The sequence below is a fragment of the Methanosarcina sp. WWM596 genome, from assembly GCF_000969965.1.
GTDB lineage: Archaea > Halobacteriota > Methanosarcinia > Methanosarcinales > Methanosarcinaceae > Methanosarcina.
Map to the genome: position 1 here is coordinate 1670823 of NZ_CP009503.1, position 18904 is coordinate 1689726.

Below are 18904 nucleotides of genomic sequence, written 5' to 3' on the forward strand. Positions count from 1 at the left end.
ATAAATAGCTGCACGTTTGGAAAATAACAATTATATCCACAACAATTGACTCATTTTTTCATACTTTTGAAGAAGCAACCATAGAATCAGGGTCTGGAAAAGGCATTCCTGAGATTTTCATTCGCCAGGCCGATTGCGCTGCAGGTTGCAGGTGTGCCCACAAGTGCGTTCAGCATCACGAAATCGTGTATAGTCCCCAGGTACCGAACGGTTATGACATCGACCCCAGCCTGCATAAGCTTATGGGCATATGCCTCACCTTCGTCTCGGAGCACATCATTTTCATCGGTGATTATAAGAGCCGGCGGCTGTCCCCTCAACTGGTCGACCGAGGCCTGTAACGGAGACGCGGTTGGCTGCCTGCGCGCTTCTTTGTCGGGCAAATAGTTATCCCAGAACCACTTCATCGCTTCACGAGTAAGCCAGATGTCTGTCGCATACTTCTGATACGATGGGGTATCGAAATTTGCATCAGTCACAGGATAAAAGAGCACCTGATAAACAATTTTTGGGCCGCCCCGCTCCTTTGCCAGGAGTGAAACAGCTGCCGCCATATTCCCACCTACACTGTCGCCGGCAACTGCGAGCCTTGAAGTATCCAGGCTGAGGTCTTTCCCGTTCTCTGCGATATATTTTGTCGCAGCATATGCCTCTTCGATCGGTATCGGGTATTTTGCCTCGGGAGACGGCGTAAAATTAACAAATACAACCGCAGCACTGGTCCCCTTTGCGATTTCCCTGGCTAATCGGTCATGCGTATCTGTGTCCCCGAGCACCCAGCCGCCTCCGTGGAAGTACATCACCACCGGTAAGTTTTCCTTATTTCCTTCCGGTCGGATTATTCTAATCGAGACTTTGTCTTCAGGCCCGGCTGGAATAATGCGATCTTCAATATCTGCAGGTAGTTTTGCTACTTCAGCAGCCTGCAAATCAGAAAGAACCTTCCGAGCGTCTTTCGGAGAAAGCTCGTAGATCGGAGTTCCACCTTGCCTGTTCACTTTTTCTACAAAGGCTCTGGTCGTTGGTTCGAGTAGTTGAATAGTTTGATTCATAGATAATTTCCCCCTGTTGAGAATCTGACAAAAAAACTGATTTATATCTGGTTAATTTTTGTATTATTTTGGCCTTTAATTTTTCTTATTTTCAACTTATAATTTTCATTTTTAATTAATCCCTTTCATTTTTGCCTAATAAATTTAAATTTCGATTGCCCGGGAGTAAATACATAAATTACTGAGAAATATATAAATCAAGTAGAATATACATTTCTTTGAGTTCTTTTTTTATAAAGGAAGATATCCGGAAAATACTTGAAGCCGCAGATAAAGCCATAGATGCCATTAAAAAGATTGCAGCCGATATTGTAATTCCCTCAGGTTTGAAAGAACTCGGAGCCAGGGAAGAAGATCTCGAACTGCTGGCGGAAAAAAGCGAATATGTAGCAGGAAAAAAGGCCATGCATTGGTACTAAAATTATAAATCAATTTGAATATATATTCTACATATTAATGAACTCATAAGGGGAAACAGGTCTGGATAAATTCAAAGGCTCATCAGTATAGACCATAATGGGGAGAAGGTTCGAGTGTTATTATAGTTTCCCGGGCTGGAAGGCTGACCGGGATTATTTTTCCCTGTCCTGTGCCAGGATAAACAGAAGACCCGCGAGGGAAGAGACCTGAAATGCAATAAACAATGGGAGTGATTTTTAATGGGAAGGATTTTGGGCGGCCTCAGGGGCCGCGGAGCAGAAAGCATACAACGCTACAAAATGCACGAAAAACTCGTTTCCATAGGGGATGACTACTGGATCGAAAATGGGGTTGGAGAGAGGGCATTCTATGTTGATGGCAAAGCTCTCCGTATTCGCGACACCCTGATCATAAAAGATGTGCAGGGGCACGAGCTGTACAAACTCAAGGAGAAGCTTCTCAGGATCAGGGATACACTGGATATCCAGGATGGGCAGGGCAAAACGGCTGCGACAATCAAAAAAGCCCTGATCACACCTCTCCGCGACCGCTGGAAAGTTGAAGTCGCAGATGGGTCGGAAATGAATGTGCAGGGCAATATCCTGGACCACGAATACAGGATTGAAGCTGGGAGGGAAAAAATTGCAGAGGTCTCTAAAAAGTGGTTCCGGATAAGAGATACCTATGGAGTGGAGGTTTCTCCCGGACAGGATGCCGCCCTGATCCTGGCAATTACGGTAGCATTTGACCAGATGGTTCATGACTGAGGCCGGAGAAATGAAGGAAAGAATCACCAGAAAGAGATACATAAAACCCGGAAAGGGAAAGGGGACACTGCTTTTGCTGTAGGGTTTATGGTGCTCCTGATGGTGGTAACCATTTTTTACGTCCTGATAGTTCTGCCGCTTCATTTTTCATCGGCTATTTTTCTCGGAGGGTTTGCCGGGTCTATTAAGAGAGTGCTTGCCTTCGAGACATCACAGCGTAACCGTTCGGCAGCCCTGGCAATTTCCGCACTTAATTTTACAGATCCGGAATTGTACCTTCAAGGTGAAGGGGACATGCAAAAAAACAGTTTATAGTTTAAAAAAGTTGGGGCGCAAAAGTGGCCGGATGAATCCGAAAGTAAAAGGAATTTCCATGACATCAGAAATCACAAACTTTGTCATAGCCTTTTCAGTGCTGCTCTTTGCCTTTAGCCTTGTCTCCCGAAAAATCTCGGGCATCGTCGTCACCGCCTCAATGATCTTTGTAGCGGCTGGACTGTTCCTGAGCCTTGCAGTTTTCTTTATCTTCGGGACCACAGCAGCCACAAAGCTTCCAGTTATCGGCTTTTCCGAAGTCGTTTGTGCATTGCTGAGTCTTACTGTCATCTGTATGGTTCCTGTAGCAATCTCCCTGATAGGTGCAAACCTGGTGCAAACCTGCACCGAAAAATCGTCCTCTTCCTGGGCTGGTTCGGCCCAAGAGGCCTGGCATCGTTCGTCCTTCATGGGTTCTAAAAGAACATTGTGGAGATGTCAAACATGGGTATGAATACAAATGCAAATACAAAAAGCTCAACTCCAGCAGGTTCAATGCCAGCCAAGATTTTACTGTACACTACAGCTGTGGTTATCCTGACAATCGGGATGCGGGAAGTTTCATCAATACTTACAACCGTTATATTCTCTATATTTATTGCACTTCTTTTTACCCCTCTGGTTCGCTGGCTAAAACAAAAGGGGGTCCCAGGTTGGTTGAGCATCGCTCTGGCTATTTCTTTATTCACTGTAATTATCCTGGTTCTCGGGGCAATAGTTATCAGAGCGGCATTTCTGTTTGGGAACCAGATACCCATTTATCAAGATCAATTAACTGTGTTAGTGAACGGCTATACAAAATACATTCCTTCATATGAGGGGTTTTCCTTACAGTCAATTGTTCGCGGTATTGTGTCAATAACGATCTCTCTCATGATAAGCATCGTTAACGAGCTTGTTAATGCCTCGGCAACAGTTGGAATTATTATAGTTACGGCGGCATTTATGTTAATAGATGCTACCAGCATGCCTGAAAGAGTAAATCAGGAAACTGAAAATAAATCAGAACTCCAATTGAATCTGGGTAATTTTAGCAGGAAGCTAGTAAAATTCATTGTTATAAGAGCAGAAGTAAACCTTATCACCTCCTTCACAATTGCTCTTCTTCTCTTTATAGGAGACATCGAATATGCTGTTCTGTGGGGGGTTCTTATATTCCTGCTAAGTTATATCCCCTATATTGGTCTGGTTATAGCTTCTATTCCTCCCATAATGCTTGCACTTTTCAAATATGGGCCTTTAGGTGCTCTTGCAGTTATTGTCATTATCGTTGTTGTTGATGCACTTACAGAAAATGTTCTTTTCCCGTCAATGATGGGAAAAGGCTTGCAATTGTCTCCTGCGTTTTTGTTTGTTGCTCTTCTCTACTGGAATTTCGTATTAGGACTCGGAGGCGTGCTGCTTTCCATACCTCTTACATTAGTTTTGAAGATGTTACTTGAGAGTTTTAAGGAAACAAAATGGCTGGCCAGATTAATGGGACCAGCAGAGAACACTGAGGACAGTTAAGAACCAATTAATTGAAGTTTCTTCTTTGCAGCAGAGCAGAATTGTTAATGGGGGAATAAGTTGGACGAAGTAACTTTTGGACCAGTACAAATCTTAGCCATTGTATTCGATAATCTTAATTTCCACGGTCAAATCCGGCGTGAATTTGAATCAATCATGGATTATGGGATCACTGAGGAGGATAATCTGGAGATTACCGAAGCTGTCCCTGAAGGTACTGCTACTGCTATCCTTATTATCGAACACCTCTAGCGATTAAATTTGCAGAGAAAAACCGGGACTCAGAGCAGAATATGCGGTCTGAATGTCTGCCCACTCGAATTCCTATATAATAAGGATTTAAATTTAGTACCGAAAGTTTTGCTTTAAATCATTATAGAAGAAAGTTATCAGCAAGAGAAAGATTGGGGGATGTAAACATAAATGCAAATACTATTTCAATACCAGCCAAAATTCTAATTTACAGCACTGCTGCAGTTCTCCTTACACTTGGTATGAAGGCAATTTCAACTATACTAGTGCCGGTTTTTTTCGCTCTTTTTGCCTTTTTAATCTTTGCCCCTCTGGTTCGCTGGCTTATGAGGAAAAAGGTTCCGGGAACGGTTAGCGTTTTTCTGGTGATCATTTTGTTTATTTTTGTTTTTGTTGGAACTGCAATTCTGTTTGCAAACTCTTTATTCCAGCTCAGTGGACAGATTGCAGACTACGAAAATCAGTCTCAGAGTATTTTGAGCAGTCTTTCAGCTTATTTACCTAGAGTTGGAGTTTCCGTGGAAACGGCCCTGCGCAATATTGCAGCATTCACTTTCAAAGTGTCGGGGCAAATTATTTCAGGGGCCCTGAGTGCCGGGTCAACAATTGTGCTTATTGTTGTCACGACGACGTTTTTACTTCTGGATGCTGCAAGTGTGCCAGATAGAGTGCAAAAAGAAGTTGAAGATCAACAAACCCGTCTTTCGCAGTTTACCGAATTAAGCAGAACCGTCATAAATTACATTCTCCTGAGGACTGAGACCAATTTATTAGGGGGTATTGGAACTGCCATACTTCTCCTTCTTGGGGGTATAGATTTTGCTATTCTCTGGGGTCTCCTGTTCTTCCTTTTCGGATATATCCCATACCTGGGTTTTTATATGGCCGCCATTCCACCTATGCTGCTTGGTCTGTTCAAATACGGACCCATAGGGGCATTGGGTGTACTTGTCGCTATTACTATTGTCAATGCGCTCGTAGAAAATGTCGTATTCCCATCTCTTGCGGGAAAAGGCCTTAAATTATCTCCTGCGATTGTATTTCTTTCTTTATTTTACTGGTCTTATGTGCTTGGAACTGCAGGTGCATTGATCGCCGTACCCCTTACAATAGTTGTGAAGATCGTTCTGGAAAGTTCCGAGGAGACACGCTGGATGGCTAAAATGATGGAATCAAGTGGGAGTAGAAGGCAGGATGAAGAAAATGCGAGCAAGAATGAATCCTGAGATTTTATTTGGTCCGGTTGTAGGCCACAATTAGTGAAATTTCCAGCATTTTTGATCTTATGTGCATAAATATATGTGCACAATTTTATATAAACGGGGTTTTATATATAACATTGCTAATGCTGCTGAAGCTGTTTTTCGGGCACTGAATATCGGATAAGGGGAAAAAGGGAAATAGTCACTGGAAATGTGAAGAGATTCTGCGGCTTATCTGGATAACCTTTGCCCTTTTGATGAGGAACGGGGTAACGGAAAGAAGGTAAACGGAATGCAGGGCAGCAGAGGAAAAAGAAGAGGGAAAAGAAGAGGGAAAAGAAGAGGGAAAAGAAGAGAAAGAAAAAGAAGAGAAAGAAAAAGAAGAGAAAGAACTTTAGAGGGGGAAAACAAATGACCGAAGTAATGTATGGGCCTATGCAGCTCTTAGTGATCGTATTCGATAATCCGAACTTCCACGGCCGGATCCGTCGTGAATTTGAGTCAATCACGGATAAAGGAATGATCAGGCTCATTGACCTGCTGTTCATATGGAAAGATGAGGGTGGTAATATTGCTTCTCTGGAAGCTACACAGCTGGACGAAGAGGAGAGAATGCGTTTCGGGGCCGTTGTAGGAGGAATCATTGGGTATGGAGCTGGCGGCGAAGAAGGGGCCAGGGAAGGTATGGAGGAAGGAGCCCTGGCAGCAGCCAGGGAAAACTATGGAATTACTGAAGAAGATATCCTGGAGGTAACCGATGCAATCCCGGAAGGTACCGCCGCCGCTATCCTTATCATCGAACACCTCTGGGCAAAGAATCTTAAACAGGCGATTAAAGATGCGGGAGGAGTGCTGGTCTCCCAGGGAATGATCACACCTAAGTTACTTGCTTTAGTTGGAGAAGAACTGGCAGAAGCGGTTAAATTTGCAGAGGAAAAGAAACCGGGAATGGTAGCAGCGACACCCTGAAAAGTTACCAAAACTTAAATGCCGGTTTTACGAATGCTTTGGACCTGACACTCTGTCCAGTATCAGTGTAGAAAACTTGGAGGAAACCGGACGATAGGGCTTTCATTTTCGATATTTTAACGGCAGTGGACATGCGAAGGTGCAAAGTTACTTATTTTTTCTTTATATTTCATTATATGGAATGCAGGGGATGAGGCAGTAGTCCAGAGGATTTTGACTTAAATAGATAAGTAAGAAAAAATATACCTGATAATTCTGTTGCAGGGACCAGCCCGGGATCGGGGAAATATATGAGTGGTTGAGATTATACAGGGGCTACCCCTCGGCAAAATCGTCTCGAAGTTGGCCGTTATTCTGGTATTGACAATAGGAGCCATAATAATAAGCCGATTAATCCTGAAGCGATTGTTCTGGCCGGTAATCAAAAAAACAAAAACAAATGCTGCAGATAAGACTTTCCTCCTTTTAGAAAGCATCCTGTTGAGTCTCATCATTCTGTGGGGTACGCAAGCCGCAGTTCAGGACTCTCACATTCATAATTATAATTGCAAGGAGCATTCCTGCAAAGAGCCCGGATGCGACTCCTATGAGATGACTGCCGGAAAATTTAAGGGTTTCAAACCCACCTTCCGGGCGAATCACCAGATAAACACCTGTGATTGCGAGGAAAAGGGCTGCAATACTCTCCTTTCCAAATTTTTCTTTCAAAATAAACCGGTCATCAAGTAGAGAATTCAGCCAAGTAACACTGCCAGATGGGCACTTTTTTCACCTGAAACATAAGACAAGTAAAACTTTGGATTTGCTTAAATAACTTGCTGGAAAAGTCCCTGGAGGTTTTCGAGGATTTTTTTGAAATATATAAAACTCATAATGAAGCGTGAACTACCCCGCCTTGCTTTCTGATGAAAGCGAGGACGGAGCTTCCTTCGAGTAATTACGTCACCTGGATATTTGCATAATGCAAGTATCCATCTGTAACCCTGTTTGTCGAAGATTATCAGAAAACCTCTGATAGCCTGCCCACAAAGCACTTTGTGATAAGAATCGCTTCATGATGTTGATAGCACTATTTTGTTGATAGCACTATTTTGTTGATAGCACTATTTTGTTGATAGCACTATTTTGTTGATAGCACTATTTCTATCTCTATCAATAACGTCTCCACAATCATATTTCATAATTCTTTCCCAAAGAGGCATATCGTGTCTTTTCTTCAGTTGGGTTGATCTTTATCTTCTTCGTCAGATGCATATTTGCCCTGGTTATCCACATATTGCTTCAGTATATCTAAGGTTACTTGCCCTGTTTATGCGATAAAATACGATCTTTACCAGAACGTATCTTTCCATAACATAGTTTTTACTTCAGGGAAGTTTTTACGAATCTCCCTTGAAGTTATTGTCTTGATGGTGTTGATATATTTTGGAATTCAAGCGAAGTTTTTGCTGAAAATAATAAGTGAAAATGGTCTTTGTCACACTTGATATTCAGCACTTCAACATCAAACGTTTCACTTATGGTATGGATTTTAGTTTTTAGAAAATCAACAACTAAAGGGTTCGTTAGAGCTTTTCTCCTATATTTCACACACTGAACGAAATGATAATGGAGTGAATGCACAGAATGGCTCCTACAATTCATTTTATGCTATATTGATATAATTATATTGATGTAACTATAAATATAAATTATTATGCTACTGTTGTTTTGAATAAGTTGACGGCTTTCATCCCCCACTTGTCGCTTACGCTCCGAGGGAGGGGACTTCCCGCCTTAGAGTTAAAAAATGGAACCTCTTTCAAAAATAAAGAGTTTCAATTTATTAAACAGAAAGGAAAAATGAGAAGAAATTAAAATAATGAGAGGGTACAAATTGTAATACTATAAAAACGGAGGACTCAGCTTACACCGCAGCCAAGTTTTATCTGGAAATCAGGTCGCTTTGCACTCATTCTTTTTATAAAACGTATACGAACTAAGTGTAAAAAACAAACAGATGGGGACGTTTAATGAATCGTAATATTGTAATCTTTGTAGTTTTATTGCTTGTAACTGTAGCTGGTCCGGGGTGTATCTCCCAACCCGATAAACCACAATCAGAGGGTTCGCAACAGGATAATATGTCCGATGAAAATGTTCAAGATATAAAAGACATCGAAGGCATCTGGCTGGGAAGTCTGGAGGTTCCGGGAGGTAACGAATTAAGAATTTTATTTAACATCTCTACCGGACCTGAGGGTTTACCGACTGCTACCATGGACAGCCTTGACCAGGAAGCAAATGGCATACCTGTAGAAACAGTTACCTATAAGGATGGGGACCTGCGTCTTGAAGTGAAATCCATCAGAGGAGTTTTTGAAGGGACACTTAAAGAAGACAGAAAAACCATCGAAGGAGAGTGGAAACAGGCAGGGTCAGTTCTTCCACTTGTGCTTTCCCGTATTGATGAAAAACCTGAAATTCGCAGGGAACAGGACCCTGTAAAACCCTATCCATATGATGAAGAAGAAGTCGTTTATGAAAATACCGAAGCAGGAGTAAAGCTTGCAGGTACGTTAACCCTTCCCCGGTCTGAGGGACCTTTTCCAGCAGTAATTCTAATAACCGGTTCCGGTCCGCAAAACCGGGATGAAGGGGTTTTTGGCCACCGCCCCTTCCTTGTACTCTCAGATTATCTGACACGTCAGGGTATCGCCGTGCTCCGGGCCGACGACCGGGGCATTGGAGGGTCGACCGGGAACGTTTCGAATGTCACGTCCGAAGATTTCGCAGGGGATGTGCTTGCCGGAATTGAGTACCTGAAAAGCCGCGAAGAGATAGATCCTACCCGAATCGGCCTGATCGGGCACAGTGAAGGAGGGTTAATTGCCCCAATAGTAGCGGTGCGGTCTCCAGATGTTGCATTCATCGTGTTGATGGCAGGTCCTGGCCTTACCGGGGAAGAAATTATCCTGTTGCAGAGCGACCTGATTTCCAGGGCAGAGGGGGTAGACAATGAGACTATTACCCGGAATAATGTTCTTATGAAAAGCATGTACTCTGTGATAAAAGAGGAACAAAATAATACAATTGCCGAGAAAAAACTTCGCAAACTTATAATGGATGAAATGGCAAACATGAGCGAAGAAGAAAAACAGAATTCCGGCTACTCTGAAGCTACCCTTGACGCTCTGGTTAATGCTCAGGTCCAGACTCTTATATCGCCGTGGATGCGCTTTTTCCTGACATACGACCCCGCCCCTACCTTGATGCAGGTAAAATGCCCGGTCCTTGCGATAAATGGTGAAAAAGACCTCCAGGTGCCACCTGAAGAAAACCTGCAGGCAATTGAGGAAGCCCTTAAAGCTGGAGGCAATAAGGACTATACTGTAAAAGAGGTGCCAGGGCTCAATCATTTATTCCAGACCGCTCAGACAGGGTCTCCTTCTGAGTACACAGCCATTGAAGAGACAATTTCTCCGGCTGCTTTAGAAATGATAGGAAACTGGATTTCGGAACACATCCAGGAAAAGTGAACTGGTTGGAAAAGTGAACTGGTTGGAAAAGTGAACTGGTTGGAAAAGTGAATTGATTGGAAAAATAGATTCAGTTTTCAGGAGGAAATAACGGCACTGTATTGCTATGCAGTGTCATTTTCCTTTCTTTAGATTGAAATCAATGGGGAATTTTAATGAAAATATACTGCGCATCCGACTTTCATATCGGTTACGAAGATGCAAATTATCCGAAAATAAAAGAATTTTTTGAGCTGGTGAAAGTAAATGCAGACGAACTTATCCTCTGCGGGGATGTCCTAGATTTGTGGCGCTGTCCCATTGAAACTATCGAAAGCCAGGAACCTATGAAAAGCACTTACGAAGCGTTACTTAAAGTGGCAGAGGAAGTTCCCACCATAATCATCTGGGGAAACCATGACTATAAGCTGTGGAAAAAAGTAAAAATCCCCGTACAGGTTACTGATAGTTTTGTTTCAAACAACATCTATTATTGTCATGGCTGGCGATTTGATTTACAGCAGATGTTCGGGCACTGGCTGTACGGCTGGCTCGTAGACCAGTTCCCCTACCTGTATCAAAAATTCATTAAATCTCCTTTTGAACTAAAAATTGAGGACAAAAATTATTGCCTGCACATCGAGAAGATCCATGAGAAAGCAAGGGAGTTCATCAACAAAGAAGGGTTGGATTACCTGATTATGGGGCATACCCATGAGCCGGTAGGAGATGATGGTAAACTCTTTGACTGTGGGGACATGATTGACAGCTTCACCTACGTAGTAATTGAAGATGGAAAGCCCAGGCTTGAGCAGATGCCTTGAGGTTACTAAAAAGAGGCTCTGAATGGTGAATTCTGGTTGTAAAGATCAGAGATATTTGTAATTTAGTCCCATTGAACAAATTTCACTACTATAACCCATAAGTTTCTCAGAATCTACTTTAATTCCAGTAAACTGCTTACTATAAAGTTGGGCCTTGAATTTGTACTGGTGATGACGCTGATCGGTGCTGCAAAGAATTTCCTGTAAACAATAACCCTGCTGTTGCATAAGTAATATTGGAAAATAAAACCGGTGGCTGTGAGCAGGATCGCCATAAACACAAGCACTCCGATAAATTTCGAATTTTTTGTGTTATCGGGGACCCTATCAGGGGGTTGAAGCCGGTTACAAAAGGATTTTTGCTTACGCTACCGAAACAACCTGGAACCTTCAGGTTCTTTTGACCTGAGCAGGGAGCTGTACTTAAATGACCCTGCAGAAGTCCCGGAGGAAGAGTTGATGACAGAGGTTCAAATTTAAAAAATGTATAATCAGTATCAAAGTTAAGGAACAGATCCTCTTTATGTTGAGAAAAAGCCTGGCTTCGGCAGAATGTATACAGTTGTATAATTCATAAACCCTCAGCAGGAAACCCGTTAAATCTTTAGATTCAGTGGATAGTTGATTTGTTGATTTGTCTAATCTATTTTATTCAAGTCGATGTGAACTTTCAATTTCCTGTTAATGATAGGACTGATATGTAATATTTAGATTCCTTTTGTGTAAAAAATGAAAGCCGGTGAAATATATTTTTATTTTAGATATGTCTGCGAAAGTCTGATGGTATAATTCAATGTTTTTTGTTTTATATGATTCGTATTTATATTTCTATATATATTATATTTGTTTAAATACTAATGCTTTACTGATACAATTTGAAATCGCTTTCACTGACCATATAAAATAAGTTCAAAATTTTGCCAATAATATCTTTTTTTAGAAACTAATTCAGATGACTTATTGGTAAAACGCATATGAAATTCTTCGAATAACAGGCACAAAGAAATGAAAGTACTTTTTTTTCCTTACCTTTTTTACCTATCAACCTCATCATTCTCTTGGGCAGTAAGGTTGTACTTATTTTGGTTCTTTGAAGCCGTGATAAAACTAACCAGTGAATTGCCATCGAAGGCTCAAATGTGACTTTGATCACGGATGCTAAATTGGCCTTTGAGGCAATTCTACTGCCCAAATTAATTTGGTGATCTAATTTGGTGATCTAAATTGGTTGAAGTCATTAACAAAGCTTGTGGTTTAGACATTCACAAACTCTTTTTCATTGCTACAATCCTCAGTAGATCTGGTGAAAAACAGCAACAATATTTCTCTAGAACCCCTGACGAAATTTTAGCTTTTAAAAACTGGGTTATATCAGATAAATGTGACGTTGTTGCCTGTGAATCAACGAGTGACTTTTGGGTTCCGATTTATGATGCGTTGATAAAACATCTACCTGTTATAGTTGGAAATGCCCGAGATATGAAGGCGTTTACACACAAAAAAACAGATAAGATCGATTCCGAATTCATCGCACAACTTGCATTGAATAATATGATTCAACCATCAAGAGTTTTCCCAAAAAACCATAGAACATTTCGTTCATGTATCCGGCTTCGCCATAACCTTGTACAAAAAAGAACAGATATAAAAAATGAAGCTCACGCCATACTCGCACCTGAAATGTTTAATCTGAAGAATGTGCTAACAGATATTTTTGGTAAGAGTGGTAGAGCAATTCTATCAGGAATTTGTTCAGGTAAAAGCGTTGACCAGATTATAGCAAGCCTTTCCCCAAATGTTCGTAAAAAAAGTGATCAGATAAGGGAAACTCTGGACAGAGAAATCTCTCAAGGTGCTGCATTCAGGCTTCAGATCTGTCTGGATATCATAAAGCATCTTGACAATGAAATCAAAATTTTGGAAAAAGAAATATTCAATTATGCTTATAAAAATCATAAGCAAGAAATGGAAATTTTAATGTCTGTTCCAGGAATAGGAGAACTTGGAGCGGCAACTCTTATTGCTGAAATAGGCGATTTCAAAGATTTTTCTTCAGGGGATAAGCTTGCTTCATGGCTTGGCATAGTTCCGAATGTGTACCAATCAGCGGATAAATACCATAACGGAAGAATCACTAAGAGAGGATCTAAGGAAGCAAGGTGGATTCTAACACAGATTGCTCAGGCAGCAGCAAGAACAAAAAATAGCAGGTTAAAAGAGTTTTTCAACAGAAAAAAGAAGTCGATTGGGCATTCAAAGGCAATTATTGCCCTGGCAAGAAAAATTGCAACAATTATATGGCATCTGATCACAAACGAGGAGATGTATGAAGATGAAACTGGATATAAAAAGGGGGAAATTCAAAAGAGAAAGATAGTGGAGACTGAGATATTCTCAGTTGATGAAAGGATCAAAATAATGAGTGAAATATATGTAATTGCGAGAAATGAAGAAAGAGAGAGTACGTGAGGAAGATCTCCTCATATACTTTCATGCTAAATAATATTTACGCAGCGAATCTGTCGAAGAGATGGATCAAAAACCAGATCTAAATTGTATCGAATTGAGCAAGAGTTTGGGGGTATACAATGGGAGAACAAACATCTGGCATAACACAAAAGATATTTTGTATTTTTACATTAATTTTTGTAATCTCAGCAATAGCTGTAGCAGTAAGTGCAGCTAACGGAGAACCACCAGGTGGAAACGCAACAAAATCGGAAGATTACGTAACGGAGCCCGAAAACAATGTAACGGAGCCGGAGCCCGAAAATAAAGTAACAGAACCCGAAACCAATGTAACGGAGCCCGAAACCAATGTAACGGAGCCCGAAAATAAAGTAACAGAACCCGAAACCAATGTAACGGAGCCCGAAACCAATGTAACGGAGCCCGAAACCAATGTAACGGAGCCCGAAAATAAAGTAACAGAACCCGAAACCAATGTAACGGAGCCCGAAACCAATGTAACGGAGCCCGAAACCAATGTAACGGAGCCCGAAACCAATGTAACGGAGCCCGAAAATAAAGTAACGGAGCCCAAAAACAATGTAACGGAGCCCGAAACCAATGTAACGGAGCCCGAAAATAACGTAACAGAACCCGAAAATAACGTAACGGAGCCCGAAAATAACGTAACGGAGCCCGAAACCAATGTAACAGAGCCCGAAACCAATGTAACAGAGCCCGAAAATAACGTAACAGAGCCCAAAAACAATGTAACAGAGCCCGAAAATAACGTAACGGAGCCCGAAACCAATGTAACGGAGCCCGAAACTAACATAACAGAGCCCGAAAATAACGTAACGGAGCCCGAAACTAACATAACAGAACTCGAAGCTAACTTAACGGAAATCGAAGCCAACTTAACGCTATCAGAAATCAACTTAACAGAACCCGGAACTAACGAAACCATACCATTTGCCCTGGTATCACCAACAATCGGGACCGGCAGCGAGGTCTCTGTACTTAATGAATCCACAAACACTACAACCAGGGTGGACGTAGGTCCCGATGCAGGTGGATTTGCGGTAAATCCTGCGGGAACAAATGTGTATGTGACTAACGTTAACAACAACACGGTCTCTGTAATTGATGCAGCTACAAACGATGTTAAAGCCAAAATTGACGTTGGGGATCATCCTTCAGGAATCGCCGTGAACCCGGCTGGGACATATGTATATGTAACGAATATTAACAGCAATACTGTCTCTGTGATTAACGCAGTTACAAACGCCGTTGCAGCCACAGTTGACGTTGGGGACCATCCTTCCGGAATTGCAGTGCACCCTGATGGGACATACGTGTATGTGACGAATATTATCAGCAATACTGTCACCATAATTAACGCAGCTACAAACACTGTTGCAGCCACGGTTGACGTTGGGGATCATCCTTCAGGAATCGCAATGCACCCTGATGGAACATACGTGTATGTGACGAATATTATCAGCAATACTGTCACCATAATTAACGCAGCTACAAACACTGTTGCAGCCACGGTTGATGTTGGGGATTATCCCGCTGGAATCGCAATGCACCCTGATGGAACATACGTGTATGTGACGAATATTATCAGTAATACTGTCACCATAATTAACGTGGCTACAAATACTGTTGTATCCACGGTTGATGTTGGTAAATATCCCGCTGGAATTGAAGTCGTGGGAATATACGTGTATGTGACAAATATCATCAGTAATACTGTCACCATAATTGACACAAGCACAAACATTGTAATAGACACGGTGCCTGTGGGTAGCACCCCTGTCCCAGTTGGGAAATGTGTGTGTCCGCTTCCAATAATTAAACCGCACCCTGTTGCAAACTTCGCCAGCAAAGTCATCTATACTGTGCAGTTCACAGACCGCTCGAGATATGCAGCTAAGTGGTACTGGGACTTTGGAGATGGAACATATTCAACAAAGCAGAACCCATTGCACGTATACGAAAAAGCAGGAAAATACACCGTTAGACTAAAAGTGACCAACAAATTCGGTACAAGTTCAAAAACTTATATAGTCAAGGTCTGTACCGGAAAGTAATGGAACAACACAGAGTAACATAAATAATCCAGCATCCTCAATATCGGATTTCAGAAGGGAAAAACAGGACTATTTCAGGTACAGGTAAAAGAAAGAAGTAAGTAGAAAACAGGAAAGCTGGAAGGGTAATATCCTATCCAGCATTATTTTTTCCCTCAAACCAAAAAATTAATTGCATGCATTTATAATAGGCATTACACTCAAGCTTCGGTTATTAGGGAACCTCAGGAACATAGTAGCCGTCCGAAAGAGTTTTCAGGAATGCAACAATTGCCTTCTCTTCCGTAACGTTCAGTCTCAGATTACCCAGTTCGTCTTCATTAACATTTATAGGGACTTCAGGCTCTGGCCAGCAGCCCATCTTCAGGGCGTTCTTCTCGGTGGTGAAGGGGTCACATTCGCCCGCCAATACATCTCTGGTATTGTAGAAGTGCACAATGCCTTCCAGGCTCTTGAAGTATCCGTTATGCCCGTATGCTTTAGTGAAACCATTTCCGGGCTTCAGGGCCACGTTTCGCAGCGTTGGCACTTTATGTTTACCCATATTCTCAGTGACATTGAAAGTGTCATTCCACTCTTCTCTCGTCTCCAGGAAGCCACCAAGACCTGGATCAACCCAGTCCCTTCCTTCAGTATCATAGACAGGATTATCCGGGTTTCTGGGAATACCCAGGTTATCAAAGGTGAAATCTGTGAATAATGGATGATCGCTATAGGGGCCAGGTTCACTTGGATGGCAGTTACTACACATGGCTTTACCGTTGAACAGCTCAAGACCCCATGCTTCTTCCTCGGTCAATTCGGCTTCTCCTTTCAGGTTGGCGTCATATTTTGAGGAGAACTGGTTGACTTCACTCGAATCCTCATAAGCTGCAATCGATAGACCGACATTACCATAACTCTCATCGATTTCTTCCTGGGTGTCTAAACTCATCGGACCCCAGACAGCTTCCCACAGCCCGACATATTTCGATGAAGCTATCTGTTCCAATACTGCTAACTTGCTAGGATTATTATGCTCTACAGGATTTAAGAACGGGCCCATAGCCTGGTCTGCGGCAGGATTGCCAAGAATTTCTCCTGTGGCTCTACCATCCCAGAAATTACCTCCAATGAACAGATCTTCTTCTTCGTCATAATGGAAAACAGGGCTCAAGGTGGCGTAGGCGGCACTTGGCGGTTTACGGTTTCCAAAGCGCTGAGGCATAGCGCCGCGATATACGGAACCCTTGAGATTAATGCCAGGAATGGGTCCGGTAAATCCGACTTGTGGAGCATGACATTTAGCACATGCCATACTGTCAGGATTTGAAATCTTGTCAAAAAATATTTTTTTTCCAAGCTGTTCCGTTTCATTCAATTCTGCGGAAGCCGATCCAATGAGCACTGTCAGGAGCAGAATCAGCAAAAGCGTCCATAATTTTATTTTAATCAAACAAATCTCCCTCACTATTCTGTACATTCCGGAAAAATCAGATGATGTAAACTATTGGGTACAGAAGTCACCAATCATCACTCCCCGGCAAAGAATTCCACAAGATCCTTTTTTCGGAATTTGTGGAAGATATATGGGTTACAATAATAAAAACATTCCTGTAGTATTCTTTAAAATATATAAAGGGATATATTAAACGCAGAATAAGTAAACACCAGCATCTTCAGGGTATTGCGGGAAAACAAGAGTATAAAAATAAAAATTTGGTGTTATTTTTGACATAGGTTTCAATGCAAAAATTTAAGGAGAAAACAAAAAAAAATTTAAGCCTGTGAAGAACACAGGCGGCTGAAACTCTTACCTTTTTTCTTCAGAAACACAACGGTGTTATAGACAGGAGGCTCGGGATATACTCTTCCCAGTTCCTTAAAACCTTCCGGAAGGTCTGACAGGCAGTTCCTGTTCAGCAATTTCATTAACCCTTTTTCGTAAATCCTGCAGGAGATTCTGCTCCCGACGGGCATTACTTTGAAAAGATGATCAAGGATCTCTTTTTTGGGTTCGGCCTGGGCTGCTATCATCAGGGCTTTAATCCCTGTATCCAGATTCAGTGCAAAGCCCTCTCCATTCAGCGAAAAATGGTTTCCGTTGATTATTGTGACAGCTTCGGAAAGCCCGAGTTTTTCCAGCACTCTTTTTGACAGGTTTGCCCTGCTAGAGTCCTGTTCTATCCCCGTGCTTTTCACCCCATGCTGCCTGAAAAAGATTATCAGGGTAAGGGGAAGTGGGCCGCTTCCAAGAAAGAAAACCCTGTCCCTGGGGGAAAGCCTGAGCCCTTCATATTCCGTGCGAACCAGCTTGAGATAATTTCCGTAAAAGGGAAATTTTTCCAGAGCATCCCAGGGGGAGTTACTCTCAAGGATTTCATTTGCATGCTCGGTTTCAATCCTTACGGTGTACAAACTTCTAAACCTGCTCAGATCAGCAAAGACCGGGTCCAATTCCTTCTTTTGCAAAATTTCGAGGGCTGCATCATTTTCAATGTCCATGGTGATCAAATAATCCAGCTGCCGGAACAGTTTTCCACTCTGGTCCAAAGGCCCGTACAGGATTTCATCGTCGGACATTACACTTATATCCCGGTGCAAAGCAAGAATTTCTCCGAGAACAGTCTCAGTTGAAAGCTCCAAGCTTTCGTTAATTTCAATAACCATACAAATTCCTGAAAGAATATTATGATGTCCTGGGATATATGCATGTTGAAGATTGGAAAAAAAAACCTGATATTGAAAAAGTCCTTGCGGTTATTCAAAAATCTTTTTCAGGTCTTCCATAGAGAGGGAGACCTCAAACTCTTTCAACTTAAAAAATTTCTTGGCTCGCATGTCGTCATCTTCGAGCCGCAGGTCACTTTCAACAAATCCTGCTTTTTCCAGGCGCTTCAAATGCAGGTTCACCACCTGCCTTGAGAGGTCCAGATCCTTGGCAAGCTCATACACATACCTCTCCCTTTCAGCCAGCAGGTAGAGAAGCTTTAATCGGAGAGGGTGGGAAAGGGCCTCGCCTATGTTCACAATTTGTTGAAGTGATTTTGTCATCCGGTATACCTTCGCATTTTAGGAGTAAGGACCTGAAACATTCCTTAAACTTCTCTTCCCGTATTAAAGTTTAGATTTCTTCCAGCTTGGACTTTATTTCTTCTACTGTTTTTTTGATACCTTCTATATCCTTTTCGATCTTCACAAGCTTTTCATTACTTGCTGGTGCCTGGTACCCTGACCTGTTCAGAAGCACCATTACTGCACCCACAATGAGAAGGATAATAAGAATGTTCAGGAAGAAGCCCCAGAAAGAGCCATACATGCCGTACCCCATACCGTTCAAAATATTCACCTCGAGAAAACCAGCTTTTTTTGGTTTATCTGTTTGTTATCCGTTTTGATATCTGTTTTGATATCTGTTTTGATATCTGTTTTGATATCTGTTTTGATATCTGTTTCTTCTTATTCTATCTATTCTTCTTCATGTTTCTTCTTATTCTATCTATTCTTCTTCATTATACTGATTTCAACCATAAATATAAAAAATACCCGGTAGAGGAGGTCTAATATAATACTA

At 41.9% G+C, this 18904-nt stretch carries 21 protein-coding genes; 12 read left to right on the plus strand and 9 right to left on the minus strand.

The window, feature by feature from the left end:
* Window positions 1–86: 86 nt before the first annotated feature.
* A complete protein-coding gene (locus MSWHS_RS07380; RefSeq protein ID WP_048127252.1) occupies window positions 87–1052 on the minus strand; it encodes an alpha/beta hydrolase in 966 nt (321 codons plus the stop codon).
* 218 nt (window positions 1053–1270) lie between these two features.
* On the opposite strand from MSWHS_RS07380, the gene MSWHS_RS07385 reads away from it, so the two are divergent.
* The 3 genes from MSWHS_RS07385 to MSWHS_RS07395 all read left to right on the plus strand — a co-directional run bounded on the left by MSWHS_RS07385 (window position 1271) and on the right by MSWHS_RS07395 (window position 2554).
* The gene (locus MSWHS_RS07385) at window positions 1271–1471 is read left to right on the plus strand and encodes a hypothetical protein (protein WP_048127254.1); all 201 of its coding nucleotides are present in this window, start codon (window positions 1271–1273) and stop codon (window positions 1469–1471) included.
* Window positions 1472–1711: 240 nt separating this feature from the next.
* Window positions 1712–2239, plus strand: coding sequence for an LURP-one-related/scramblase family protein (locus MSWHS_RS07390; protein WP_048127256.1), 528 nt, complete (start codon window positions 1712–1714; stop codon window positions 2237–2239).
* Window positions 2240–2338: 99 nt separating this feature from the next.
* Complete coding sequence (locus tag MSWHS_RS07395) at window positions 2339–2554, plus strand: hypothetical protein (protein ID WP_197074041.1); 216 nt, start codon at window positions 2339–2341, stop codon at window positions 2552–2554.
* Here MSWHS_RS07395 and MSWHS_RS07400 read toward each other — a convergent pair.
* Window positions 2549–2965 carry a hypothetical protein gene (locus MSWHS_RS07400; RefSeq protein WP_048127260.1) on the minus strand — a complete coding sequence of 139 codons (417 nt, stop codon included), beginning with the start codon at window positions 2963–2965 and terminating at the stop codon, window positions 2549–2551. The two genes, MSWHS_RS07395 and MSWHS_RS07400, sit on opposite strands and share 6 nt — an antisense overlap.
* A gap of 33 nt (window positions 2966–2998) precedes the next feature.
* On the opposite strand from MSWHS_RS07400, the gene MSWHS_RS07405 reads away from it, so the two are divergent.
* The 5 genes from MSWHS_RS07405 to MSWHS_RS07420 all read left to right on the plus strand — a co-directional run bounded on the left by MSWHS_RS07405 (window position 2999) and on the right by MSWHS_RS07420 (window position 6486).
* Window positions 2999–4063, plus strand: coding sequence for an AI-2E family transporter (locus tag MSWHS_RS07405; RefSeq protein ID WP_048127262.1), 1065 nt, complete (start codon window positions 2999–3001; stop codon window positions 4061–4063).
* A gap of 60 nt (window positions 4064–4123) precedes the next feature.
* Window positions 4124–4315: a hypothetical protein gene (locus MSWHS_RS07410; RefSeq protein ID WP_048127264.1), complete on the plus strand. Its 192-nt coding sequence runs from the start codon at window positions 4124–4126 to the stop codon at window positions 4313–4315.
* 152 nt (window positions 4316–4467) lie between these two features.
* Window positions 4468–5541, plus strand: a complete 1074-nt coding sequence (locus MSWHS_RS07415; protein ID WP_048127266.1) for an AI-2E family transporter — start codon at window positions 4468–4470, stop codon at window positions 5539–5541.
* 268 nt (window positions 5542–5809) lie between these two features.
* A complete protein-coding gene (locus tag MSWHS_RS21950) occupies window positions 5810–5932 on the plus strand; it encodes a hypothetical protein (protein ID WP_255350491.1) in 123 nt (40 codons plus the stop codon).
* Window positions 5929–6486, plus strand: a complete 558-nt coding sequence (locus MSWHS_RS07420; RefSeq protein ID WP_048127268.1) for a DUF1269 domain-containing protein — start codon at window positions 5929–5931, stop codon at window positions 6484–6486. Before MSWHS_RS21950 ends, MSWHS_RS07420 begins: the two co-directional genes overlap by 4 nt.
* A 465-nt stretch (window positions 6487–6951) precedes the next feature.
* Here MSWHS_RS07420 and MSWHS_RS07425 read toward each other — a convergent pair whose 3' ends face one another.
* From MSWHS_RS07425 to tnpA, 3 genes are all read right to left on the minus strand, one after another.
* Entirely contained in the window at window positions 6952–7194 is a 243-nt protein-coding gene (locus MSWHS_RS07425) for a hypothetical protein (protein ID WP_048127270.1), read from the minus strand.
* Window positions 7195–7816: 622 nt separating this feature from the next.
* Window positions 7817–7918, minus strand: coding sequence for a transposase (locus MSWHS_RS22260; protein ID WP_369798582.1), 102 nt, complete (start codon window positions 7916–7918; stop codon window positions 7817–7819).
* Complete coding sequence (tnpA, locus tag MSWHS_RS21335) at window positions 7885–8130, minus strand: IS200/IS605 family transposase (protein ID WP_231585633.1); 246 nt, start codon at window positions 8128–8130, stop codon at window positions 7885–7887. The genes MSWHS_RS22260 and tnpA overlap by 34 nt, the downstream gene beginning before the upstream one ends.
* 368 nt (window positions 8131–8498) lie before the next feature.
* Here tnpA and MSWHS_RS07430 point away from each other — a divergent pair, with 368 nt between their 5' ends.
* The 4 genes from MSWHS_RS07430 (at window position 8499) to MSWHS_RS18425 (ending at window position 15351) form a co-directional block, all read left to right on the plus strand.
* Window positions 8499–10004, plus strand: coding sequence for a S9 family peptidase (locus MSWHS_RS07430; RefSeq protein ID WP_231585634.1), 1506 nt, complete (start codon window positions 8499–8501; stop codon window positions 10002–10004).
* A 155-nt stretch (window positions 10005–10159) separates the two neighbouring features.
* Window positions 10160–10807 (plus strand): metallophosphoesterase, encoded by a 648-nt coding sequence (locus MSWHS_RS07435; RefSeq protein ID WP_048127274.1) that lies wholly within the window; start codon window positions 10160–10162, stop codon window positions 10805–10807.
* A 1224-nt stretch (window positions 10808–12031) separates the two neighbouring features.
* Window positions 12032–13276: an IS110 family transposase gene (locus tag MSWHS_RS07440; protein ID WP_048125153.1), complete on the plus strand. Its 1245-nt coding sequence runs from the start codon at window positions 12032–12034 to the stop codon at window positions 13274–13276.
* Window positions 13277–13395: 119 nt separating this feature from the next.
* Complete coding sequence (locus MSWHS_RS18425) at window positions 13396–15351, plus strand: beta-propeller fold lactonase family protein (RefSeq protein WP_052722649.1); 1956 nt, start codon at window positions 13396–13398, stop codon at window positions 15349–15351.
* 214 nt (window positions 15352–15565) lie between these two features.
* Here the strand turns inward: MSWHS_RS18425 and MSWHS_RS07450 are convergent, their stop codons facing one another.
* From MSWHS_RS07450 to MSWHS_RS07465, 4 genes are all read right to left on the minus strand, one after another.
* A complete protein-coding gene (locus MSWHS_RS07450) occupies window positions 15566–16786 on the minus strand; it encodes a cytochrome-c peroxidase (RefSeq protein WP_231585635.1) in 1221 nt (406 codons plus the stop codon).
* Between the two features lie 323 nt (window positions 16787–17109).
* Window positions 17110–18000: a nicotianamine synthase family protein gene (locus MSWHS_RS07455; RefSeq protein ID WP_048158900.1), complete on the minus strand. Its 891-nt coding sequence runs from the start codon at window positions 17998–18000 to the stop codon at window positions 17110–17112.
* 90 nt (window positions 18001–18090) lie between these two features.
* On the minus strand, window positions 18091–18384 hold the full coding sequence (locus MSWHS_RS07460; RefSeq protein WP_048127278.1) for a helix-turn-helix domain-containing protein: 294 nt from the start codon (window positions 18382–18384) through the stop codon (window positions 18091–18093).
* Between the two features lie 70 nt (window positions 18385–18454).
* On the minus strand, window positions 18455–18661 hold the full coding sequence (locus MSWHS_RS07465; RefSeq protein WP_369798583.1) for a hypothetical protein: 207 nt from the start codon (window positions 18659–18661) through the stop codon (window positions 18455–18457).
* Window positions 18662–18904 lie beyond the last annotated feature (243 nt).